This window comes from Pseudomonas sp. AC242 (assembly GCF_979258655.1).
Genome location: NZ_OZ409873.1, coordinates 1,344,216 through 1,367,363, shown reverse-complemented (window position 1 = coordinate 1,367,363; position 23,148 = coordinate 1,344,216). Strand labels below are relative to the sequence as shown.

Here is a 23,148-nt window from a genome sequence, read left to right as displayed (position 1 = left end):
TCCCTCTCAAGAAATCAGTTTTTCCAGATCATCGAGGGATAGACGTTTGAGGGCCTCCAGGGATTTAGCCAATTCATCCTGAACGGGCGACATTTCGACGCGCAAGGCCTCGATTCGCGCACAGAACGCCTTGAGGGTGTCGGTTTCGAACAGCTCTTTGAGCGGCACCTTGTCGCCCAGACGCTCCTTGATCCGGGTCACCACCAGCGTCGCCAGCAACGAGTGCCCGCCAAGCTGGAAGAAGTTGTCCGCGAGGCCCACCTGCTCAACCTCCAGCACTTCCTGCCAGATCGTCGCCACTTCCCACTGCAAATCGCTTTGCGGCGGTTGGTAATGCTGCTGCGCCGGGCCGTCGCCCAAGGCCATCAGTGCCTTGCGATCGAGCTTGCCGTTGGGGGTCAGCGGGATGGCGTCGATCAGGTGCACGTGGCCCGGCACCATGTGCGCTGGCAAGCGACTGGCCAGTGCACTGCGCAAGCGTTCCACCCACACCGTTTGATCGACCACTGCCTGCGCCACCACGTAGGCGTGCAGGTGTTTACCGGCGGCACCGTCTTGCGCGAGCACCACGGCTTCGCGGATCTCGTCCTGCTCCAGCAGCCGCGCTTCGATTTCGCTGAGTTCGATACGGAAGCCGCGAATCTTCACCTGATGGTCGGCCCGGCCGATGTACTCGATGTTGTCATCGCTGCCCTGGCGTACCAGATCGCCGGTGCGGTACAGGCGCTCGCCGTTGCTGGCGTACGGATTCGGCACAAAGCGCTCGGCGGTCAGTGCCGCGCGCATCAGATAACCCCGGGTGACACCGGCACCACCCAGGTACAACTCGGCGGGCACGCCACTCGGCAATACTTGCAACTGGCTGTCGAGCAGATAGGCCACGGTGTTCGGCAACGGTCGGCCGATGTTCGCCTGGCCCTGGGGTGTGCGCAGGGTGAAGGTCGAATAGGTGGTGTCCTCCGACGGCCCGTAGAGGTCGTAGACCAACTGCACCGACGTGCTCGCGTACAGCGTGTCGACCAGGCTTTGCTTGAGCGGTTCGCCGGCCAGATTGATGGTCGCCACCGAATGCGGAATCTGCCCGGCCCGTTGCAGCGCGGCAATCGCCGACGGCACCGTGTTGATCAGCGTGACCTGTTCGCGGGCCGGCAAATCGGCCAGCGCCAGCGCATTGTCCGCCAGCACCAGGCAACCACCGCAGGCCAGGGTGACAAAGATTTCCCAGACCGACAGGTCGAAGCAGATCGACGTCGAGGCCAGCACACCGCGCAGTTGGTCTTCGTGATAGACCCCGGCCGACCATTGAATCAACGCCGACAGGTTGCCATGGGTGATGGCCACGCCTTTCGGTTTGCCGGTGGAGCCGGAGGTGTAGATGACGTACGCCAGATTCTGTGCAGTGACATTCACCAGCGGTGCCGTTGTCGGGAACGCGCTCAACGCGCCCTCTTCCACCAACAGCACCTGCGCGCTCAACGTCTCAGGCAACAGCGCCAGTGCGGCCGGCTCGGTGATCAGCACGGCGGCGCGGCTGTCGTCGAGCATGTGCAACAAGCGTTCCTGTGGATAGTCCGGATCCAGCGGCACATAGGCGCCACCCGCCTTGAGGATCGCCAACAGCGCCACGAGCATGTCCGGCGTGCGGCGCATGCACACCCCGACCCGCACCTCCGACCCGACGCCCAGTGTTTGTAGCTGGTGCGCCAGGCGATTGGCCCGGGTATCGAGGCTCTGATAATCGATCCGTTGCTCGGCGAACAGCACCGCATGTGCTTGTGGCTGACGCTGCACCTGCGCAGCGAGATGTTCCAGCACTGTGCGCGCGTCCGTTGCCGTAACGTCGGCCTTGCCCCAAGCGATGGCCTGTTGACGCTGTGGTTCGGCGAGCAATTGCAGCGCACCCAACGGCTGAGAGGCATCGACGAGGAACTGCGTCAGCAGGCTCTGCAGTTGCGCGCTCAAACCGCTGATTGCGGCCGCATCGAAACTGGCCCGGTCGTAACTGATCCCCAGGCTCAGTTCACGCCCGGTCACCGCCACCAGCGTCAACGGGTAGTTGGTCTGTTCCTGACGACGAATCGCCGAGAACGTCAGCCCCGTGGCCGGGCCCTGTTGCAGCGCTTCGGCCATCGGGTAGTTTTCGAACACCAGAATGCTGTCGAACAACGCACCGTTACCCGCACCGGCCCAACGCTGAATGTCGTAGAGCGGCGTGTGTTCGTGCTCGCGCAGGGCCAGATTGACGTCTTGCACCTGTTGCAGCCACTGGCTGACGACGATCTCGGCGGACGGCGCCGCGACCACCGGCAAGGTGTTGATGAACAGACCGATCTGCTGCTCGACGCCCGGCAAATCCGTCGGACGCCCGGCGACGGTGGCGCCGAATGCCACATGGTCCTGCCCGGTATAACGCTGCAACAGCACCAGCCACGCCGCTTGCACCAAGGTGTTGAGGGTGACTTTCTGCTCGCGGGCGAAGCGGTTCAAGTCCGCCGTCAAGGTTTCGCTGAATACATGCTCGTGATCGGCGTAACCGCTGGCCGCGTGCTGCCCGCCCGACACGGCACTGGCCAGACGCGTCGGCTCATCAAGATCAGCGAGGGCTGTCGTCCAGAAATCACGACTGGCCTGCTGATCACGCTGACCCAGCCATTCGATGTAATCGCGATAACGCCCCTGCCCGACCGCCGGGGTCAGGCCGGCATAACGCTGCAGCACTTCGCCGAACAACTGCGAGGTGCTCCAGCCGTCCATGAGGATGTGGTGGCAGGTGTAAATCAGGTGATGCGTAGCCTCACCCGTGCGCACCAGCGTCACCCGCAACAGCGGCGCGCCGGTCAGGTCGAAACCGCTGGCCAAGTCCTCGCTGGCCAGTTGCTCCAGCGCCGCACCGATGTCAGCACGACCGCGCCAGTCCTGCATGCGCCATGGCATCTGAGCACTCTGACGAACCACTTGCACCGCCGCGGCGGCATCCTGTGGCCAGACGAATGCCGTGCGCAGGATCTCGTGGGCATCAACGGTTTGCTGCCACGCTAGACGGAAACGCTCGGCGTCGAGGTGTTGCACATCGACGCGCAATTGATTGGTGTACGCCGGACTGTCCGGATCGTTGACGCTGTGGAACAGAATGCCCTGCTGCATCGGCGACAACGGATAGAGGTCGACGATGTCGCGGGCCGGGATCGGCAGCGCCGACAGCTGTGCCTGGGTCAGTGTTGCCAGACTGAAGTCCGACGGCGTCACAGCCGCCTCGCCACTGTCGCAGCAATGCTCGATCAAACGCTCCAGCTCGCGACGATAGGCCTCGGCCAGCGCCTCGACCGTTTCTGTGCGATACATGCCGGTGCCGAAGGTCCAGGTCAATTCCAGCTCACCGCCATAGACCTGACCATCAACGCTCAGCCAGTTACCCAACGGTGCAGCCGCGTCCTGATTGGCGCCGGTGCTTTCACCACTCGGCAAGAACAGCGCGCCGGCGTCGGCGTTGAACGCGCCGTCGAACTGGCCGAGGTAGTTGAAGGTCACGCGCGGCTGCGGCAATCCCTGCAACTCGGCGGACTGGCTCAGGTAACGCAACACACCAAATCCGATGCCTTTGCCCGGCACCGCACGCAATTGCTCCTTGATCGCGCAGAGGGACGCACCCGGCGTAGCCTCGGGTGTCAGGCGCACCGGGAACAAGCTGCTGAACCAGCCCACGGTGCGGCTCAGGTCGATGTCGTCGAACAGGTCCTCACGGCCATGACCTTCGAGCTGAATCAGTACCGAAGGCTGTTCGCTCCAGTCACACAACACCCGCGCCAGGGCCGCCAGCAGCAGGTCGTTGATCTGCGTGCGATACGCTGCCGGCGCCACTTTCAGCAGTTTGTGGGTCAGTGTCTGGCTCAGGCGCGAGCTGGCGCGGCCCGCCTGTTCGCGGGTCTGGGTGTCCTGGGGGAAATCGCGTGGCAGTTGCGCGTCGCTCGCCTCCAGGGTTTGCCGCCAGTAACCACTTTCAGCGGCCAGCACCTCACTCTGCCCGTAACGATGCAGATGTTCGGCCCAACTGTGCAGCGAGCTGCTTTTGCCCGGCAAGACCAGCGGCGTGCCCGCCGCCAGCGCAGTGTAAGCGTGCTGCAGATCTTCCAGCAGAATGCGCCACGACACGCCATCCACCACCAAGTGATGAATAACCAGCAACAGGCGTTGCTCAGCGTTCGGCAGATTCACCAGCACCGCCCGCACCAAACGCCCTTGTTGCAGATCGAGACTGCGCTGGGCGTCGTCGGCGAGTGCCGGCAAAGCGTCCACGCTGGCAAGTTCGCGCACCCACAACAGCTCCGGATCACGTTGGGTCTGCGGCATTGCCTGCCACACGTCGCCGGACGCCTGGAAATTCAGCGTCAATGCTTCGTGCTGTTCGATCAGCGCCGCCAGCGCTGTGCGCAGAGGCGCGGCGTCGAGCGGTGTGGTCGGCTGCAGCATCACCGACTGGTTCCAGTGCTGACGCTGGGCAATCGCGGTTGCGAAGAACCGTGCCTGAATCGGCAGCAATGGCAACGGTCCGCGAGCGGCCGGTACCGCAGCCGTAACGGGTTTGGCTTCGATCAGCTTGGCCACAGCGGCCAGTTGGCCGATGGTCTGTTTTTCGAACAGTTGCTTGGGGCTCAGCTTGATGCCCTGGCGTTTGGCGCGAGCGATGATTTGCAGGCTGAGGATCGAGTCGCCGCCCAGCTCGAAGAAGTTGTCGGTGCTGCCCACGCGCTCCAGTTTGAGCACGTCGGCCCAGATCGCCGCGAGTTTTTCTTCGATTTCACCCACTGGTGCGACGAAGTGTTGAGTGACCACACCCGGCACCGGCAAGGCACGTTTGTCGAGCTTACCGTTGGCCGTCAGCGGCAATGCTTCCAGTAACACAATCTGTGTGGGAACCATGTAGTCCGGCAGGCACGCCTGCAATTGCTCGCGCAGCGCCTGCGCCTGCAAGGTCAGCCCCGCCGTTGGTACACACCACGCAACCAGTTGCAGACGCGTCGGGTCGTCATCCAGAGCCAGCGCCAGCACCGCCGCTTCGCTGACGCCGTCCAGGCCCAGCAACACCCGCGCGACTTCCGCCGGCTCCACGCGATAACCGCGCACCTTGACTTGGTCGTCGGCGCGGCCGATGAATTCCACCGTTTGCTGACGATTGCGGCGTACTCGGTCGCCGCTGCGATACACCCGCGCACCCGGCGCGCCGAACGGATCCGGCAGGAAGCGCTCGGCGGTCAGCCCTGGCTGATTCAGGTAGCCCAGCGCGACGCTGTCACCACCGATATACAACTCGCCGGCCACCTGATCGGCAACGTTGTTCAGCACATCGTCGAGCACGTAAACGTGAGCGCCGGCCAGTGCGCTACCGACCGGTACGCTGCGCGCCAGGGTCAGATCACCGACTTCATGGGCCAGTACGCCCACCGTGGTTTCGCTCGGCCCGTAGTGGTTGATGATGCGGCAGCCCGGTTTGAGCTCGCGCACGCGCTCCACCAGTGCTGGCGAGCATGCTTCACCGCCGACGATCAGCGCGTGTTCCGGTAGCACGTCGGCAGCCCGCGTGGCCTGCAGCAACGCGGCCAGATGGCCCGGGACGATTTTCAGCATGCCCACTTGATGCCTGGCCATGTACTCGGCAAACCGGTCCGGATCGAAGCCCAATTCTTCCGCCAAGACATGCAGCAGTCGTCCCGAACACAGCGCACCGAACAGCACGGTAAAACCAAGGTCGGCGGCGATGGTCGAGACCAGCGCCATGCTGGCGTCCGCGGTCGGCGCCAGTCGCTCAAGCACACCGCGCACATAACTGCCCAGCGCGCCATGGCTGACCAGTACGCCTTTCGGTTGCCCGGTGGAACCGGAAGTGTGAATCACATACGCCGGTGATTGCGCGCACAGCGTCACGGCGGGGCAAGTGTCCGGCATGGACTGCCACTGCTGCGCTGCAAAGGCGATGCCCTGACAACCATCGACCGCCAGCGCGGACACGCGTGCATCGCCGTTGGCGCACAACAGCAGCCGTGCTTTCGCAGCGCCGAGCATCTGCTGCAAACGTGCGTCCGGCGCTTTGACGTCCAGCGGCATGTACACCGCACCCGCCTTGAAGATCGCCAGCACCGAAGTCAGCCAGTCCAGCGAACGCTCCATCAGCACCGCCACCGGCTGGCCATCGCGCACGCCTTGGGCGCGCAAATGATGGGCCAGCCGATTGGCCGCCTGATCCAGCACCCGATAACTCAAGGCCTGATTCAGGTCGCGCGCAGCCAGCGCTTCAGGCTGGCGGGCGACCTCACGATCCCAGTGCTGCAACACCGACAACGCCGGTTCGGCGGGTGCCGGGAGTGGCGCTGGCGAGATCTGCGCAACACTGTGCAACGGCGCTTGCGGCGCTTTCAGCAATTCGCTGAACAGACCGAGCAAGGCCGGCACAAAAGCTTCGACGGTTTCCGCCCGATAGAGGTCGCTGGCATAGGTCATCTGGCCGTGAATCAGCGTGCCATCATCGGTAATGTCCAGCGCCAGATCGAAGTGAGTGCCATCCTTGTCCAGCGGATACTCGGCCACGCTCAGCCCGGGCAGCGCCATCGAACGCTGCTTCTGCATACCGACGTTCTGGTTGAACTTGGCCTGGAACAGCGGGTTGTGGCCCAAGGTGCGTTCTGCCACCAACTCGTCCACCAGTTGCTCGAACGGCAACTCCTGATGCGCCTGCGCACCGAACGAGGCTTCACGCACCCGCGCCAGCAAATCCTCGAAACTGCCGCGCTCATCCACCTCGCATCGCAGCACCTGAGTGTTGACGAAAAAGCCGATCAGCCCTTCGACTTCAGCACGGCCACGGTTGGCATTCGGCACGCCGACGCGAATGTCACGCTGCCCGGCCTGCCGCGACAGGAACAACGAGAACCCGGCCAGCACCAGCATGAACAGACTGATGCCCTGGCTACGGGCAAAGGCGTTGAGTTGCAGGGACAGCGGCGCACCGAAATCAAAACTCAGGGTCTGGCCCTCGAAGCTTTGCGTCAGTGGCCGGGCAAAGTCCGGCGCGACTTCCAGCAGCGGGTGTTCTTCACCCAGTTGCTGACGCCAGTAATCGAGTTGCCGTTCGCCCTCGCCGGCCTCCAGCCAGCGGCGTTGCCAGATCGCGTAGTCGGCGTATTGCAGCGCCAGCGCTGGCAATTGCGGTTCGCGTTCGAGGCTGAACGCCTGATAGCACTGGACGAATTCCTTGACCATCACGTCCATCGACCAGCCGTCAGAGACGATGTGGTGCATGCTCACCACCAGCACGAACTCTTCGTCGGCCAGCGCAAACAGACTGGCGCGCAGCAGCGGCCCGTGGCGCAAATCGAATGGCCGTGCGGTGACGCTCTGCACCTGTTGCGCCAACGCCTGCTCGCGCTCTGACGGCGGCAGCCCGGTCAGGTCAATGCGTTCCACGGCCAGGGGTTGCTGATCAAGGATGACCTGGTGTGGCTGATCACCGTCAGTCTGGAACACCGTGCGCAGGACCTCATGGCGCGCCACCAGGTGATCGAAGGAGCGCTGCAGCGCCGCTTCGTCCAGACGCCCGTTCAGGCGCAGGCCGGCGGCCATGTTGTAGGCGGCGCTTTGCGGTTCGAGTTGCCAGAGAAACAGCAGACGCTGCTGAGCGAACGACAACGGAATCGGCGCGACATCGTGCCGACTGACCGGCAGCGGCAACAGGCTGAAGTCCTTGCCGTCCTCGCGCAGCTTGGCCAGAAACAGCCGACGCTGTTCCAGCGGCAAGCCGACGAACCTCTTCGCGATACGTTCCGCCATGGTGCCGCTCATACTTCTTCTCCTTGCAAAGCATTCATGAACTGATCCATATCGGACCAGTCGTCGTTCGTTGCACTGTCAGCCAGTTGCGCCAGCACCCCCGCCAGTTCACCCAGCAGCGGTTTCTCGAACAGGCTGCGCAGCGGCAACACCACGCCCAATTGAGTTTTGATGCGCGCGATCACCTGCGCGGCCAGCAGCGAATGGCCGCCCAATTCAAAGAAGTGATCATCCAGACCGACCCGTGCCACTTGCAGGACCTCTGCCCAGATTTGCGCCAGTTGTTGTTCGGTATCGGTTTGCGGCGGGCGATAGTCGCCTTGCAGTTGACTCGGATCCGGTGCCGGCAAGGCCTTGCGATCGAGTTTGCCGCTCGGTGTCAGCGGCAGGTTCGCCAGCAACAGCAGATGGCCCGGCACCATGTAATCCGGCAGATTGGCTTGCAGCGCCGCGCGGATTTGCTGACGGAACGCCGTTTGCGTCGCTGCACTTTGCAGCACCGCCGGATCGCTGACCACGTAGGCCACCAGTTGCAAACCACCGCTTAGCGGAACTGCCAGCACCACCGCCTCGCGGATGCCGGGGCATTGCTGCAGGCGCGATTCGATTTCGCCCAGTTCGATGCGGAAACCGCGAATCTTCACTTGATGATCGACCCGACCGATGTACTCCACCGCGCCGTCAGGTCGCAGTCGCGCGCGGTCGCCGGTGCGGTACAGGCGCTGGCCGTCGGCGAACGGGTCGGCGATAAAGCGCTCGGCGCTGAGGGTCGGCTGGCGGTGATAACCCCGCGCCAGGCCAGGCCCGCCGATGTACAACTCGCCCACCGCGCCTTGTGGCAGCAGGTTCAAATCATCGTCGAGCACGTACAGGCGGCGTGCGTCGAGACCGTGACCGATCGGGATGCCGCGCCACGACACGGCGTCGGCCGTCAGCGCGGTGCAGTCGTGAATGGTCGAAACCACCGTGGCTTCGGTCGGCCCGTAGGTGTTGAGCAAGCGCACATGGCCCAAACCGGCCTGTTGCCACAGGCGCAAACCGTCTACCGCCATCGCCTCGCCGCCGACGTGAATCTGCCGCAGCGCAGCGAAACCGGCCGGTGGATTAGCGGCGTATTCCTGCACCAGCCAATACCAATAAGCGGCCGGCAGATCAGCCAGGGTGATGCCATGTTCGACAATGACCTGATGCAACGCCGCGCTGTCCCACAACCGCGCATCACGCAGGACGACTGCGGCGCCGTGACACAACGGCGGGAAAAACTGCTCGACGAAGCCGTCGAAGCTGCTGGTGGCGAACTGCAAAACGCGATCGCCTTCGCGCAAGTCGCTGTAATCGATGGCGCGGGCGATGAACTCGCTCAACGCGCCATGATTGACCGCGACGCCTTTCGGGCGGCCGGTCGAGCCTGAGGTGTAGATCACGTAGGCGAGGTTTTGCGCGGCGACCGTCACAGGCAGATTGTCGGCAGGATCACTGTCGGCCAACTGCTCCAGACACAGGCAATCGACGTCATCCAGATCCGGCAGGCTGGCGAGGCTTTCGCGATCGGTCAGCAGCAGTTTCAGGCCACTGTCATCGAGCACGTGGCGCAAACGTTCGGCCGGTGTCTGCGGATCCAGCGGCACGTAAGCGCCGCCGGCCTTGAGCACCGCCAGTAATGCCACTGCCAGTTCCAGCGAGCGCCCCAGCGCCACGCCGACCAGCACGTCAGGGCCGACACCGCGAGTGCGCAACTGATGGGCCAGACGATTGCTGCGGGTGTTCAACTCGGCATAGCTGAGTGACGGCGACGGCTTGGTCGCGAGAATCACCGCCGCTGCCTGCGGCGTGCGCGCCACCTGCGCTTCGAACAGGGTCTGCACACTGGCGAAAACCGGTTCTGCCTTGGTGACTTGAATCAGTTGTGCACGTTCAGTCTCCGCCAGCAGTTCGACTTCGCCGACGATTTGCTGCGGATCACGGCACACGGACGCGAGGATGTTGCGCCAATGCCCGGCCATCGCAGCGATGGTTGCGGCATCAAAAATATCGGTGGCATAGGTGAAGGCCGCGAACAACTGCTCGCCCTCCTCGCGGGTGTCGAGCATCAGGTCGCTGGTGGCGGCATGTTGGCGACCGCTGCCGGCCAATTGCTCCTCAGTCAAATAGCCCACCTGCAAACCGGACTCGAGTTGCACGTGCTGCAAGTCGGTCACCAGCGGCTGGTGGTTGAACATCACCTGGAACAGCGGGTTGTGGCTTTGGCTGCGCGCCGGTTGCAAGGCTTCGATCAAGGCGTCGAACGGCAGATCCTGATGAACCTGCGCGCCGAGTGCGGCCTGACGCAGGTTCTGCAACAGATCGGCAAAACGTGTTTGCGCGGTGACTTCGCTGCGCAGGATCTGCGTGTTGACGAAGAAGCCGATCAGCCCTTCGGTTTCGCTGCGGGTGCGGTTGGCGATCAGCCCGCCAACGCGAATATCGGTCTGGCCGCTGTAGCGATGCAGCAACGTTTTGAACGCGGCCAGCAACACCACAAACAGTGTCACGCCCTGACGCTGGGCAAGGCTTTTCAGCTCCTGACGCAGCGCTGCGTCGATCACCGTTTCCAGACGCGCGCCCTGATGACTGGATTGCGCCGGATAGGCACGATCGGTCGGCAGCTCCAGCACCGGATGCTCGTCGCCCAATTGCGTGCGCCAGTAATCCAGCTGACGCTCGCGCTCACCGGCCTCCAGCCAACTGCGCTGCCACAGCGCGTAATCGCGGTAATGCACGGTGAGCGCCGGCAACGACGGCTCGCGCCCCGCCACCCGTGCGTCATAGATGCGCATGAACTCATCGATGAGAATGTTCATCGACCAACCATCGGCGATGATGTGGTGCAGAGTGAGCAGCAATACATGCTCCTGCTCGGCCAGGCGCAATAACCGCAGGCTGAGCAGCGGGCCGTTCTCGAGATCGAAGGCTTGACCGGCCTCAGCCATCATGTGCTGTTGCGCCAGCGGCCAGCGCTGGGCTTCGGGCACCGCACTGAGATCGGTGATCGCCAGTTTCAACGGCTGCGGTTCAGCGACGCGCTGAACCGCGCGCTCACCATCCTGACCGAAGGTGGTGCGCAAGCACTCGTGCCGCGCCGCCAACTGACTGAACGCCTGCTCCAGCGCCTGCGCTTGCAAGTCTCCCGTAAGACGTACCGCCATTGGCAAGTTGTAAGCAGCGCTGTGCGGGTCCAGTTGCCAGAGAAACCACATCCGCTGCTGGGCATACGAAAGTCCGTCTCGCTCGGCGATCCCGTCACAGGCAGTCATGGGCAGCTGCGCAAAATCGATGCCCTCACGGGCCATACCGGCGAGGAACAAACGGCGTTTGTCCTGTGGCAGTTCGATAAAACGACGGGCTAGTTTCTGGGCGTCTGCGGCATTCATGCATGGGGTCCTTGCTGATCGGCGGCGTGACCAGGAGACCCGGTCGTATCAACAAGAACGAATGACAAACGCGATGATTTAGCGCGCTGGCGCAACAGCGGCTCGACGGTAGACACACAAATGCCGAAGCCGGTACGAGACCGGCTTCGGCAGCTTTACCAACAGATGTGGGAATTGCTCAGAGCGGACCCTGTGAATGCCCTTCAGCCATGGCGACAATCACTTTACGCGGACCTTCGAACGGCGAACGCGCGTGCGCCGAGAGCATGTTGTCGAGCATCAGCACATCGCCCTCCTGCCAGGGAAAGCTGATCGCGCACTCATCGAGCACCGCGCGAATCTGCGCCAGCACCTCGTCTTCAATCGCCGAGCCGTCACCGTAGTAAACGTTACGCGGCAAGTCTTCTTCGTCGACAATGTCCAGCAGGCTTTCACGCACTTCCGCTTGCAGGTTGGAAATGTGGAACAGGTGCGCCTGATTGAACCAGACGTTGTCACCGGTCACCGGATGGACCGCCACCGCCTGACAGGTCTGGCGGGTGCGCAGTTCACCGTCATCCTTCCATTCGCAGACAATGCCGTGGGCCTTGCAGTAGGCCTCGACGACCTCGCGATCTTCGGTGTTGAACACGTCTTCCCAAGCCACATCCAACCCGTTGCCGAAGTTGCGCACATACATCAGCCCTTTGCTGACGAAGCGCTCGCGAATCGCCGCGGGAATACGCCGATAGACTTCACGGCTGTCGGCAATCGGCGTCTCGCCACCGGACTTTGCCGCGATCATGCTGTAGAACCAGATTTTCATCGGCCAGTCGCGGGAGTAGGCCTGCTCGTTGTGCAGCGGAATGCTCTGGTGCGCCGGGTATTCGGTCGAGGTGTACACGCCCTGCGTCACGTTGGTGCGCGGCGTCGAGCCGAATTCATAGTTCAACAGCGGATGGCCAAAACTCGCCGCGAACTGCCGGAACTGTTCGGCACCGTTCAGACGAAAACCGCGAAACAGTACCCCGCCGTCGCGCAGCAGATGCTCGTCCACCAGTTCTTTCAATTCATCGAACACTGCCAGCAAGTCAGTGTCCGCATCGGTCGCTTCCACCAACAACGGCAAGCGCCCCCGTTGCGGCAGCAGTGGCCGAACGGAAAATCCCACAGCAACAGCCATGACTGGCCTCCTGTAATCACTCGATAGGTGAACCGCGCTAAAAGGCCGGCGCCGCTGCCTGGGCATGACGGCGGTGATGGACTTCCAGATGGGTCTTGATCGTGCGAATGACCCGGGCTTCGTGCTCATGAATGAAGAAGTGCCCACCGGTCATCATGTCCACGGAAAAACTGCCCAGGGTTTCCTTGCTCCAGCCGATCAGTTGCTCGGTGGTCGCGCGGTCTTCCTTGCCGCCCAGCACGTGCACCGGACAATTGAGCAAGGGCCGCTGCGCCGGTGTGAAACGCCCGCACATCATGAAGTCGGCGCGCAGCACCGGCAGGGTCAGGCTCATCAGCTCTTTGTTGGCCAGCACTTCTTCACTGGTGCCCTGAAAAGTGCGCAGTTGATCGATCAATTCCTCATCGCTGCGCGCTTCGGCAAAGCCGCGATCATAGTCACTGCGCAGGGTCGGCGCGGCCGTGCCGGAAGCGAACAGCGCCACCGGCTCCGGCGCACCGAGCTCGCGAAAAGCATGTGCCAGCTCGCACGCCAGCAGCGCACCGAGGCTATGCCCGAACAGCGCGTAAGGCGTTTGCAAGCCGGGCTTGTGCTCGCGGGCCAATTGCCGGGCCAGTGCACGCATGTCGATTTGCAGGGGTTCGTCGAATCGGGCACCGCGCCCGGGCAATTCCACCGGTTGCAGGTGCAACCACGACGGCAGTTGGCGCCGCCAGCGGCTGTAGACCATGGCGCTGGCGCCCGAATAGGGCAGGCACAGCAGTGTCAGCTTTGTCACCGCGTTTACCTCAATAAGGTTATCTGTAAAAGAGAACGGATGAGGTGACGCGGGAATTAGTCGGTTGGCCGATCACTTCAGATGACGGAAACTCTGCACCGCCGACGCGAGGACTACTGCCCCGGCAGCAATCGCCAACCAAAAGCCGCTGCGTGCGCCGAAAGCATCGACCAGCGCGCCCGAACCAGCGGCGCCAATGGCAACGCCGATACTCAAACCAGTCACCAGCCAGGTCAGCCCTTCGGTGAGCTTGGCCGGCGGCACGATGCGTTCGACCAGTGCCATCGCGACAATCAAGGTTGGCGCGAAGAACAGGCCGGCAATGAATACTGCCAGCGCGAGGCCGATAATATTGCTCGCCAGCAACAGTGGCAGCGTCGTCACTGCCGTCGCCACCCCGCCATACAGAAACAATTGCGGCAACGGCAGTTTCGAGCGCATCGCCCCAAACGCAATCCCGGCCAGACACGAACCGATGGCATACACCGACAGCACAATGCTCGCCGCCGCCGGTTGCCCCTGTTGCTGAGCGAACGCGACGCTGACGACATCGACCACACCGACGATCACGCCCATGGCGATCATTAACGCCAGCAACAGCTGAATGTCCGTCGAACCAATGATTGAGCCGTGGTGCTCGAGGGCGTGCGGATGCACCGGCGGCTCGGTGCTGCGCTGGGCGACAAACGCCGTCACGCCGATCGCCAGCGCCAACAGCGCCGCCAGCGGCCCGGCCTCGGGGAACACCGCCACGCACAAGCCCACCGACAGCGGCGGACCGACAATAAAGCAGACTTCATCGAGTACCGACTCCAGCGCGTACGCCGTCTGCAGTTGTGGCTGGCCGCGATAGATTTCCGTCCAGCGCGCCCGCACCATCGCCGACATGCTCGGCATGCACCCGGCCAGCGCGGCGAAGACGAACAGCGTCCAGGTCGGTGCCTGCAAACGCGTGCACAGCAGCAACATCAACAGCGCCCCGCCGCCGATCAATGCCGATACCGGCAGAATCCGCCCCTGACCGAAGCGATCAACCAGCCGCGAAACCTGTGGCGCACAGAACGCCGTTGCCAGCGCGAACGTCGCCGCCACCGCACCGGCCAGCGCATACCCGCCCTTCAACTGCGAGAGCATGGTGATCACGCCGATACCGGTCATGGAGATCGGCATGCGCGCGATCATTCCGGCCAGCACAAAATTGCGTGCACCGGGGGCGTTGAACAATTCGCGGTAGGGGTTTGCCATGGGTTGCAGCCTCGTCAAGGGCCGCCAAGTTGCCATAGGGTCGCGAGGCGTGGAAGCGAGGAATTGTTGGTGGAATGTGAAGGCCTTGCAGATCAAAAGATCGCAGCGTGCCGCAGCTCCTACTGGAGATCGCATTCCATGTAGGAGCTGCGGCACGCTGCGATCTTTTGATCTTCGAGCTGAACTCTCATCGCTCGCCACCAGTCAGCTTTATAAGCCCTCACTCAAGGCGAGACCCCGCATGCACATCTCCCTCACCGGACAAACAGCCCTGATCACCGGCGCCAGTTCCGGCATCGGCCACGCGTGCGCAAAAGCCCTCGCCGCCGCCGGCGCCGCAGTAATCATCAACTACAACCGGCAGGCAGAACCAGCCGAGGCACTGGCCCGACAGATCATTGCCGATGGTGGCCAAGCCATCGCCATCCGCGCCGACGTATCAAAGGAAGACGAGGTTGAACGGCTGTTCGCCGAAACCCTCGATGCCTTCGGTTCACTGGACATTCTGGTGGCCAACTCGGGTATGCAAAAAGACGCCGCCGCTGTGGATATGTCGCTGGACGACTGGAACGCAGTGATCGGCGTCAACCTCACCGGGCAGTTCCTCTGCGCCCGCGCTGCCCTGCGCATCTTCAATCGCCAAGGCATTCGTGAAGGCGTGTCCCGTGCGGCCGGCAAGATCATCCACATGAGTTCGGTGCACCAGCGCATTCCCTGGGCCGGGCACGTCAATTACGCCGCGTCCAAGGGCGGCGTCGACCAACTGATGCAGACCCTCGCGCAGGAAGTCAGCCACCAACGCATTCGTATCAACGGCATTGCGCCGGGGGCCATTCGCACGGCGATCAATCAAGACGCCACTGAAGGCGCTGCCGGCGAAAAGCTGCTTGAGCTGATTCCCTACGGCCGCATCGGCGACGCTGAAGACGTCGCCAATGCGCTGGTCTTTCTCGCCTCCGACGCCTCCGATTACATCGTTGGCACCACCCTGTTCATCGACGGCGGCATGAGCCTCTATCCGGAGTTTCGCGGCAATGGCTGAGCATCACCTGGAACGACAAAGCCCGATCGACGCCCACGGCATCATCGGCGACATGCGCAGTGCGGCACTGATCAACGACCGTGGCAGCGTGGATTTTTTCTGCTGGCCGGAGTTCGACAGCCCGTCGATTTTCTGTTCGTTGCTGGACACCCCCGACGCGGGGATTTTTCAGTTGGCGCCGGACCTGCCCGATGCCCGCCGCGAGCAGATTTACCTGCCAGACACCAATGTTCTGCAAACCCGCTGGCTGAGTGAGCGTGCGGTAGTCGAGGTCACCGACCTGCTGCCGATCGCCGATAACGCAGACGATTTGCCGTTGCTGATGCGCCGGGTGCGCGTGGTCAGCGGTGAAGCGACCTTCCACGTGCGTTGCGCGGTGCGCCATGACTATGCCCGCGCCGCCACCCGCGCGCGGATGGACCAGCAAGCAGTGATCTTCAGTGCCGATGGCCAGCCATCGATGCGGCTGACCTCGGATCAACCACTGCACATCGAGACCGACGCAGCGGTAACCTCATTTACCTTGAAACAGGATCAGACAGCCGCGTTTCTGCTCGGCGGCGAAGACGATCCGCGCTTCGAGGAAGGCGCTGCGCAATTGTGCATGGAGCGCACGCTGAAGTTCTGGCGCGACTGGCTCGGGCAGTCAATCTATCGTGGACGCTGGCGCGAAATGGTCAACCGTTCAGCCCTTGCGCTCAAGTTGCTGACCTCGCGCAAACACGGCGCGATTCTCGCCGCCGCCACCTTCGGTCTGCCGGAAACGCCGGGCGGCGAGCGCAACTGGGATTACCGCTACACGTGGATCCGCGACGCCTCGTTCACGGTGTACGCGTTCATGCGTCTGGGCTTTGTCGGCGAAGCCAACGACTACATGGGCTGGCTGCGCGGACGGGTCAGCGATTGCCACGGGCAACCGATGAAACTGAATATTTTGTACGCCATTGACGGGCAACAGGAATTGCCGGAAACCGAACTGACCCATCTGTCCGGACACGGCGGCGCGCAACCGGTGCGCATCGGCAATGGCGCGTACGATCAGATCCAGCTCGACATCTTCGGCGAGCTGATGGACGCGGTGTATCTGGTCAACAAATATGGCGACGCGATTTCCCACGAGGGCTGGCGACACGTGCGCGAAGTGGTCGATCAAGTCTGTGAAACCTGGCAGACCACGGACGTCGGCATTTGGGAAATGCGCGGTGAGCAACATCATTTTCTGCATTCGCGGCTGATGTGCTGGGTGGCGCTGGACCGGGCCATTCGCCTGGCTTCGAAACGCTCGCTGCCGGCCCCGTTTGCGCAATGGGACAAGACCCGGCAGGCGATTTACGCCGACATCTGGGACAACTTCTGGAACGAGGAGCGCGGGCATTTCGTCCAGTACAAGGGCGGTACGGCGCTGGATGGCTCGATGTTGTTGATGCCGCTGGTGCGTTTCGTCAGCGCCAAGGATCCGCGTTGGCTCGCGACCCTCGCGGCCATCGAAAAGACCCTGGTGCGCGACGGCATGGTTTACCGCTATCGCAATGACGACAGCAATATCGATGGCCTGGCCGGCACCGAAGGCGCCTTCGCTGCGTGCTCGTTCTGGTATGTCGAATGCCTGGCTCGCGCGGGGCAGGTTGAAAAAGCCCATCTGGAGTTTGAGCAATTGCTGCGCTATGCCAATCCGCTGGGCCTTTACGCCGAAGAGTTCGACGCCCATGGCCGGCACTTGGGCAATACCCCACAGGCATTGACGCATCTGGCGTTGATCAGCGCGGCGAGTTTTCTGGATCGGCGTTTGAGCGGGGAAAAGAGTGAGTGGCAGCCTTGAACTCGTCCGATTCTTCGTCAGCGTCTGTCAGATAAATCGCATTTTAAACGCCTCTTGTGGGAAGCCGGCCTACACGCCACACACATCACCCAGCGCCGAGTTTCGGCGCTGGGCCTTGCAGCGGTTACCTGCGGCGACACTTTGTGTAAATCAATGCCCGCAAAAAACTCACAAACACCACGCCAAGCTCCCCTCGTAACTTGCACTTACACCCCGAAATACCTTGTTGCCAGCGGTTACATCCGCCCCTACCATCCACCGCAACGGGCACAGCGGAGCTGTCCAACAAAACCCGAATTCAAGGAACCAGAATGAGCCAGCACGTCCAGCGCAACATCGCCGCCCCTCTTCGCACGGGCCTGACCCGCACCCAGCTCTGGGAAGCTGCCGACCAGGGTCTGATCAAATGCTGGGAAGTCGGCCGACAGCGCGCCGCGCGTTTCCCCCATATCGCCCAACAGTGCCTCGACGGTGAACTGCCGGTGCTCGGCTGGAAAGGTGGCGTGAGTCGCAGCCTGAAAAAGCTCGAAAAATACGGCTCGCTGAAATACCTGGCGCAGTGGCAAGGCTTGCGCGGCGAGGATCTGAATATTGATTTGAGTGAAGAGCGTTCGCTGACGTGCTCGCGGACGAAGATGGTGGTGACGTTTACCCCGGACCGGACGAAGTACTTTAATCAGATGGCGGAAGCCGAGGCTTAGCCGAACGGAAGTCCGCTCGGTAGCAATCCGGGAACAGCGCGCAGACGCCGTACTGGGCATCCAGATCGGCCATGTGCTGGTAAAACTGCTCAATTTCCCAGAACGTCTCATCCGCGACGGTGATCAAGTAGAAGTAACTGAGTTGATGATCATTGGGCAGCACCAGCGCAAACTCTGGCAGCGCGTCCATCCTCGGCGCATTGGCCAGCGCCGTGAGCATAGGTGTCGGCGCCTGGGACAACTGTTCGAAGTACTTCGCTTTATAAGCCGCCAGGCCGATAGCTTCGCCCTTGGCCCTGGCATCGATCAGTTGCGCCAGGTTGGCGCGGCGCTGCTGCCAGTACGCGGCTGGCAGGTCGACATTCATTTGTTGCTTATGCTTGGCCACTGCCTCATCTGCAGAGATTTGGCGTTTTGGTTCGCCCGGCTCGGCGGCGGCGCGTGCGTCGAGTTCCTTGAACGACAGCATGATCGTCGACTTGGCAAACATGCGCTCCATCAGTTCACGGCGTTGCGGGGTGTCCGGCAGTGACGGTGGCGGTGAAGCGCAACCAGCCAGCATCGCGACGAATACCAGCAGAGCAAGCAGCGATTTGAGTGACATGCATCGTCCTTGAAGTCGGTCGGCAGAATTAGCTGTGCAGTCTATCTGAACCCGGAGAGAGCCCCGCCGGAAATGCTCAAGGCATTACCGGATCTACTGCAGTGCTGAGCGAAAACCGCTCGCGATACGCCTGCGGCGTCACGCCAATCGCCCGTAGAAAGCTACGGCGCAAGGTTTCTTCACTGCCAAATCCGCAATTGGCCGCGATCCGTTTCACCGGCAGGCCGGTGTCGCTGAGCAAGCGCCGCGCCGTCTCGACACGGATCAGTTCAATCGCCCGCGCCGGGGTCTGGCCTGTGTCGGCACGATAATGGCGGGTGAAACTGCGTTCGCTCATGCCCGCCTGCTCGGCAAGGGTCGGCACGCCAAGATCGCAGGTCAGGTTTTCGGCGACCCACGCGTGCAGTTCATCAAACCGATTGCCCTGATTCTGCAGTGACAGGGTCACGCTGAACTGCGATTGCCCACCGGGGCGCTTGAGGAACACCACCAGATGGCGGGCGACGTCCAGCGCGATGTCGCTGCCCAGATCTTCTTCGACCATCGCCAGAGCCAAGTCGATGCCAGCGGTGACACCTGCCGAGGTCCAGACGGGGCCGTCGTTGATGAAGATCGGATTGGCCTCGACGTGCAAATTCGGATGTTGCTGCGCCAGTTGTTCGCAGCGGGTCCAGTGGGTGACGACTCGGCGACCGTCGAGCCAGCCGCTGGCTGCCAGCAAAAACGCGCCGGTGCAGACCGAGGCCACGCGTCGACATTTGGCGGCGTGTTCGCGCACCCAATCCACCAGCGCCATGTCTTCAGCCGCCGGATAGATGCCCCAGCCACCGGCGATGATCAATGTGTCGCTGGGCGCTTCGGGCAACGGTTCGGCCAACACCGCCAGACCAGCCGACGACATCACCGCCCCGCCGCCGCTGGCAATCACGCTCGGCGCATACGGAATGGGCAAACGGCGCTGACGGGCGATGTCGTTGGCCGAAGCGAACACCTGCAATGGCCCGGTGACGTCGAGAATCTGCATGTTGGCAAACGCGAGTACGTGGATGGCTTTGGGCATTTGGCGTAATTCGTGGGGTGATTGGCGTATGCGCCAGAACCTACGCGCCTACAGTGAAGCCGTCCACCCCTTTTCATGGAGCAAGAACAATGACGCTGCAGATCGGTTTTCTGTTGTTTCCGCAGGTTCAGCAACTCGACCTGACCGGGCCGTACGACGTGCTCGCCTCGTTGCCGGGCGTGCAGGTGCATCTGATCTGGAAGGATCTGATGCCGGTCACCGCCAGCACCGGCCTGCTGCTGAAACCGACCATCACGTTTGAGGATTGTCCCAATCTGGATGTGATCTGTGTGCCCGGCGGTGGTGGCGTTGGGGCGTTGATGGAAGACCTAGTGACGCTGGACTTCATCAAGCGTCAGGCTGCTCAGGCGAAGTACGTGACATCGGTGTGCACCGGCTCGCTGGTGCTCGGCGCGGCAGGCCTGCTGCAAGGCAAACGCGCGACCACGCATTGGGCGTATCACGATCTGCTGCCGACACTGGGCGCGATTGCAGTGAAGGATCGGGTGGTGCGTGACGGCAATCTGTTTACCGGCGGTGGGATTACGGCGGGGATCGATTTTGCCTTGGTGTTGGCGGCTGAGTTGGTGGATGCCGACACCGCGCAACTGATCCAGTTGCAACTGGAATATGCGCCGGCGCCGCCGTTCAACGCGGGCAGCCCGGAGACTGCGCCGGGGGCGATTGTCGATGAGGCCCGTTTGCGCGCCGCGCCATCGCTGAAGCTGCGCACGGAAATCACCGAGCGTGTGGCCGCGAAACTTAACCTGCACTGATTCCCAGCCATCCACAAAACCCTGTGGGAGCTGGCTTGCCAGCGATAGCGGTGGACCAGTCGATGAAGATGTCGGCTGTGCAGGCCTCATCGCTGGCAAGCCAGCTCCCACAGGGGACCAGTGTTGGTCACAGGTTCGCGCACTGTCCCGGTTTGCCACCACACCTTCACTTGTCCCCACGCCCCCACCCGTGTAGAAAGCCCTTCCACAAAATTTGCACAGGGACTTTCGATGAAGGCTTTGCCATGGCTCTATCTGGCGCTTCTCAGCCTCGGTTACGGATGGGCGCTGAGTTACGGTCACCTTGGCTGGCTGGCGTTGATTTCCGTCGGGCTGCTGGTATTCGCAGGCTTTGCCGTGCGCCAACAACAGGTGCCGGTCGCACGTTTTCTCGGCCATGGCCTGTTTATCGTGCTGGCTTTGGCGCTGGCCCTGCATTGGCTGCCGGGTTTCGCCAACGGTCGCGCCATTGACCCGCAGCGCTTCACCGACAACGCCGTGCCGTTTTCGATGTACCTGAATCTCGACAAACCACTGATTGGCTTCTGGCTGTTGCTGGTCTGCCCGTGGATTGTCGGGCGACGTTCGTTGCGCCTGAGCGTGTACGCCACCGCCCTCGCCCTGACGCTGAGCGCAGTTCTGGCCCTTGGCGGTGCGCTGTTGCTGGGTGTGATTGCCTGGGCGCCGAAGTGGCCGGATCAGGCGTGGCTGTGGGTGCTGAACAACCTGCTGCTGGTGACTTTGGTCGAGGAAGCGCTGTTTCGCGGCTATATACAGGGCGGCCTCAGCCAGCGCTTCAAACACCTGCCGTACGGTGAAAACCTCGCCCTGCTGCTGGCCTCGCTGCTGTTTGGTCTGGTGCATGCCGGCGCGGGCTGGACGTGGGTGTTGCTGGCGGGTCTGGCGGGTGTCGGCTATGGTCTGGCCTACCGTTTTGGCGGGCTCGGCGCGGCGATCGCCACGCATTTCGGCCTGAACCTGCTGCATTTCGGTTTGTTCACCTATCCGATGCTCGCTGGCTGAAGCAAGCGCCGTTTTGCGACGCTGTGCTGATTATTGAAAAAAAATTTCAATAAAAAGCTGTCACCGCCGACAACCTTTCAAAGCCTTGCGGATTGAAAAACCATGCGTAACAACCAGCCCATTACACAACGCGAACGGACTTTCCCGGCTCAGCAGCGGTTGATCTCCACAACCGACGCCAAGGGCGTGATCACCTACTGCAACGACGCCTTCGTCGAGATCAGCGGGTTTTCGCGTGAAGAACTGATCCGTGCGCCGCACAACCTGGTCCGTCACCCCGACGTCCCGGCGGCGGTGTTTTCGCACATGTGGGGCACACTGAAACAAGGCTTGCCATGGATGGGCATTGTCAAGAATCGCTGCAAGACCGGTGACCATTACTGGGTTAACGCCTATGTAACACCGGTGTTCGACGGCAATCAGGTAGTCGGTTACGAGTCGGTGCGGATCAAACCCACCGCCGAACAGATCCGCCGTGCCGAAGCGCTCTACCAACGCATCAACCAAGGCAAGTCGGCGATCCCTTCCAGCGACAAATGGCTGCCGGTGCTGCAAGACTGGCTGCCGTTCATTCTGGTCAGCCAACTGAGCTTCGTGATCGGCGCGACCCTGAACTCGCAGTGGGGCTTCGCCCTCGCCGCCGGTCTTTCGGTGCCGCTGGGTCTGATGGGCCTGCAATGGCAGCAACGCGGGCTCAAGCGCCTGCTACGTCTGGCCGAACAGACCACCTCCGACCCGCTGATCGCGCAGATGTACACCGACAGCCGTGGCGCCCAGGCGCGTCTGGAAATGTCGATCCTCAGCCAGGAAGCGCGCCTGAAAACCTGCCTGACCCGTCTGCAGGACACCGCCGAACACCTGACCGATCAGGCCAAGCAATCCGACCGACTGGCACACAGCAGCTCGACCGGCCTGGAACGTCAACGCGTGGAAACTGAACAAGTCGCCACCGCCGTCAACCAGATGGCCGCGACCACTCAGGAAGTGGCGAGCCACGTGCAGCGCACCGCTGACGCGACTCAAGAAGCCAATCGCCTGACCGGTCGCGGTCGTGACATCGCCGGCGAAACCCGCGAAGCCATTCAGCGCTTGTCCGTGGTTGTTGGGGAAACCGGCCTGACCGTGACCCAACTGGCCAAGGACAGCGACGAAATCGGCGGCGTGGTCGATGTGATCAAAGGCATCGCCGACCAGACCAACCTACTGGCACTGAACGCTGCGATCGAAGCCGCGCGTGCCGGTGAGATGGGCCGTGGCTTTGCCGTGGTGGCTGACGAAGTGCGTCAACTGGCGCAACGCACCAGCGAATCGACCGGGCAGATTCATGCCCTGATCGCCAAGTTGCAGCAGACGGCTTCGAGTGCCGTGCAAACCATGGAAGCCGGGCATCGTCAGGCTGAAGAAGGTGTGGCGCGAGTGCTGGAAGCGGATCAGGCGTTGGTCGGGATCAGTGAAGCGGTGGCCAACATCACCGACATGACCACGCAGATTGCTGCGGCGACGGAAGAGCAAAGTGCGGTGGCTGAAGAGATCAGCCGCAACATCAGCAATATTTCGGAGCTGGCGGATCAGACTTCCGAGCAGGCGCATAACTCGGCGTTGCTGAGTGAAGAACTGACGAAGACGGCTAACACGCAATACTCGTTGGTGGAGCGGTTTAACCGCTGATTGTTCTAGCAGGATAAAAAAACCGGACAGCGAAAGCTTCCG

The 23,148-nt window shown here is 62.3% G+C and carries 13 protein-coding genes; 6 read left to right on the top strand and 7 right to left on the bottom strand.

Features of this window, described 5'->3' with window-relative positions; genetic code table 11:
* Positions 1–6: 6 nt before the first annotated feature.
* The 5 genes from ACZZ0A_RS06165 to ACZZ0A_RS06145 all read right to left on the bottom strand — a co-directional run bounded on the left by ACZZ0A_RS06165 (position 7) and on the right by ACZZ0A_RS06145 (position 14,413).
* A complete protein-coding gene (locus ACZZ0A_RS06165; RefSeq protein WP_463542652.1) occupies positions 7–7,830 on the bottom strand; it encodes an amino acid adenylation domain-containing protein in 7,824 nt (2,607 codons plus the stop codon).
* Entirely contained in the window at positions 7,827–11,228 is a 3,402-nt protein-coding gene (locus ACZZ0A_RS06160) for an amino acid adenylation domain-containing protein (protein ID WP_463542651.1), read from the bottom strand. The genes ACZZ0A_RS06165 and ACZZ0A_RS06160 overlap by 4 nt, the downstream gene beginning before the upstream one ends.
* 178 nt (positions 11,229–11,406) lie before the next feature.
* Positions 11,407–12,390, bottom strand: coding sequence for a TauD/TfdA family dioxygenase (locus ACZZ0A_RS06155; protein ID WP_095111786.1), 984 nt, complete (start codon positions 12,388–12,390; stop codon positions 11,407–11,409).
* Positions 12,391–12,427: 37 nt separating this feature from the next.
* Positions 12,428–13,168 carry a thioesterase II family protein gene (locus ACZZ0A_RS06150; RefSeq protein ID WP_007917127.1) on the bottom strand — a complete coding sequence of 247 codons (741 nt, stop codon included), beginning with the start codon at positions 13,166–13,168 and terminating at the stop codon, positions 12,428–12,430.
* Positions 13,169–13,240: 72 nt separating this feature from the next.
* Positions 13,241–14,413, bottom strand: a complete 1,173-nt coding sequence (locus ACZZ0A_RS06145) for an MFS transporter (protein ID WP_447784384.1) — start codon at positions 14,411–14,413, stop codon at positions 13,241–13,243.
* Positions 14,414–14,654: 241 nt separating this feature from the next.
* On the opposite strand from ACZZ0A_RS06145, the gene ACZZ0A_RS06140 reads away from it, so the two are divergent.
* From ACZZ0A_RS06140 to ACZZ0A_RS06130, 3 genes are all read left to right on the top strand, one after another.
* On the top strand, positions 14,655–15,455 hold the full coding sequence (locus tag ACZZ0A_RS06140; RefSeq protein WP_414893378.1) for a glucose 1-dehydrogenase: 801 nt from the start codon (positions 14,655–14,657) through the stop codon (positions 15,453–15,455).
* The gene (locus tag ACZZ0A_RS06135) at positions 15,448–17,274 is read left to right on the top strand and encodes a glycoside hydrolase family 15 protein (RefSeq protein WP_007917130.1); all 1,827 of its coding nucleotides are present in this window, start codon (positions 15,448–15,450) and stop codon (positions 17,272–17,274) included. Before ACZZ0A_RS06140 ends, ACZZ0A_RS06135 begins: the two co-directional genes overlap by 8 nt.
* Positions 17,275–17,585: 311 nt before the next feature.
* Positions 17,586–17,975, top strand: coding sequence for a hypothetical protein (locus ACZZ0A_RS06130; RefSeq protein WP_007917131.1), 390 nt, complete (start codon positions 17,586–17,588; stop codon positions 17,973–17,975).
* On the opposite strand, the gene ACZZ0A_RS06125 is transcribed toward ACZZ0A_RS06130, so the two are convergent.
* Together ACZZ0A_RS06125 and ACZZ0A_RS06120 are read right to left on the bottom strand one after the other, a co-directional pair.
* The gene (locus tag ACZZ0A_RS06125; RefSeq protein WP_463542650.1) at positions 17,947–18,579 is read right to left on the bottom strand and encodes a hypothetical protein; all 633 of its coding nucleotides are present in this window, start codon (positions 18,577–18,579) and stop codon (positions 17,947–17,949) included. The two genes, ACZZ0A_RS06130 and ACZZ0A_RS06125, sit on opposite strands and share 29 nt — an antisense overlap.
* Positions 18,580–18,655: 76 nt before the next feature.
* A complete protein-coding gene (locus tag ACZZ0A_RS06120) occupies positions 18,656–19,639 on the bottom strand; it encodes a GlxA family transcriptional regulator (RefSeq protein WP_463542649.1) in 984 nt (327 codons plus the stop codon).
* Between the two features lie 89 nt (positions 19,640–19,728).
* On the opposite strand from ACZZ0A_RS06120, the gene inhA reads away from it, so the two are divergent.
* The 3 genes from inhA (at position 19,729) to ACZZ0A_RS06105 (ending at position 23,106) form a co-directional block, all read left to right on the top strand.
* Positions 19,729–20,415 carry an isonitrile hydratase gene (inhA, locus tag ACZZ0A_RS06115; RefSeq protein ID WP_414893380.1) on the top strand — a complete coding sequence of 229 codons (687 nt, stop codon included), beginning with the start codon at positions 19,729–19,731 and terminating at the stop codon, positions 20,413–20,415.
* Positions 20,416–20,646: 231 nt separating this feature from the next.
* Entirely contained in the window at positions 20,647–21,438 is a 792-nt protein-coding gene (locus tag ACZZ0A_RS06110) for a CPBP family intramembrane glutamic endopeptidase (RefSeq protein WP_007917138.1), read from the top strand.
* A gap of 102 nt (positions 21,439–21,540) precedes the next feature.
* Positions 21,541–23,106 carry a methyl-accepting chemotaxis protein gene (locus ACZZ0A_RS06105; RefSeq protein WP_007917140.1) on the top strand — a complete coding sequence of 522 codons (1,566 nt, stop codon included), beginning with the start codon at positions 21,541–21,543 and terminating at the stop codon, positions 23,104–23,106.
* Positions 23,107–23,148 lie beyond the last annotated feature (42 nt).

What these genes read in the sequence shown, in the direction of transcription:
- ACZZ0A_RS06165 (WP_463542652.1), bottom strand. Translation starts at nt 7,830, where the DNA reads ATGAGCGGCACCATGGCGGAACGTATCGCGAAGAGGTTCGTCGGCTTG.
- ACZZ0A_RS06160 (WP_463542651.1), bottom strand. Translation starts at nt 11,228, where the DNA reads ATGAATGCCGCAGACGCCCAGAAACTAGCCCGTCGTTTTATCGAACTG.
- ACZZ0A_RS06155 (WP_095111786.1), bottom strand. Translation starts at nt 12,390, where the DNA reads ATGGCTGTTGCTGTGGGATTTTCCGTTCGGCCACTGCTGCCGCAACGG.
- ACZZ0A_RS06145 (WP_447784384.1), bottom strand. Translation starts at nt 14,413, where the DNA reads ATGGCAAACCCCTACCGCGAATTGTTCAACGCCCCCGGTGCACGCAAT.
- ACZZ0A_RS06140 (WP_414893378.1), top strand. Translation starts at nt 14,655, where the DNA reads ATGCACATCTCCCTCACCGGACAAACAGCCCTGATCACCGGCGCCAGT.
- ACZZ0A_RS06135 (WP_007917130.1), top strand. Translation starts at nt 15,448, where the DNA reads ATGGCTGAGCATCACCTGGAACGACAAAGCCCGATCGACGCCCACGGC.
- ACZZ0A_RS06130 (WP_007917131.1), top strand. Translation starts at nt 17,586, where the DNA reads ATGAGCCAGCACGTCCAGCGCAACATCGCCGCCCCTCTTCGCACGGGC.
- ACZZ0A_RS06125 (WP_463542650.1), bottom strand. Translation starts at nt 18,579, where the DNA reads ATGTCACTCAAATCGCTGCTTGCTCTGCTGGTATTCGTCGCGATGCTG.
- ACZZ0A_RS06120 (WP_463542649.1), bottom strand. Translation starts at nt 19,639, where the DNA reads ATGCCCAAAGCCATCCACGTACTCGCGTTTGCCAACATGCAGATTCTC.
- inhA (WP_414893380.1), top strand. Translation starts at nt 19,729, where the DNA reads ATGACGCTGCAGATCGGTTTTCTGTTGTTTCCGCAGGTTCAGCAACTC.
- ACZZ0A_RS06110 (WP_007917138.1), top strand. Translation starts at nt 20,647, where the DNA reads ATGAAGGCTTTGCCATGGCTCTATCTGGCGCTTCTCAGCCTCGGTTAC.
- ACZZ0A_RS06105 (WP_007917140.1), top strand. Translation starts at nt 21,541, where the DNA reads ATGCGTAACAACCAGCCCATTACACAACGCGAACGGACTTTCCCGGCT.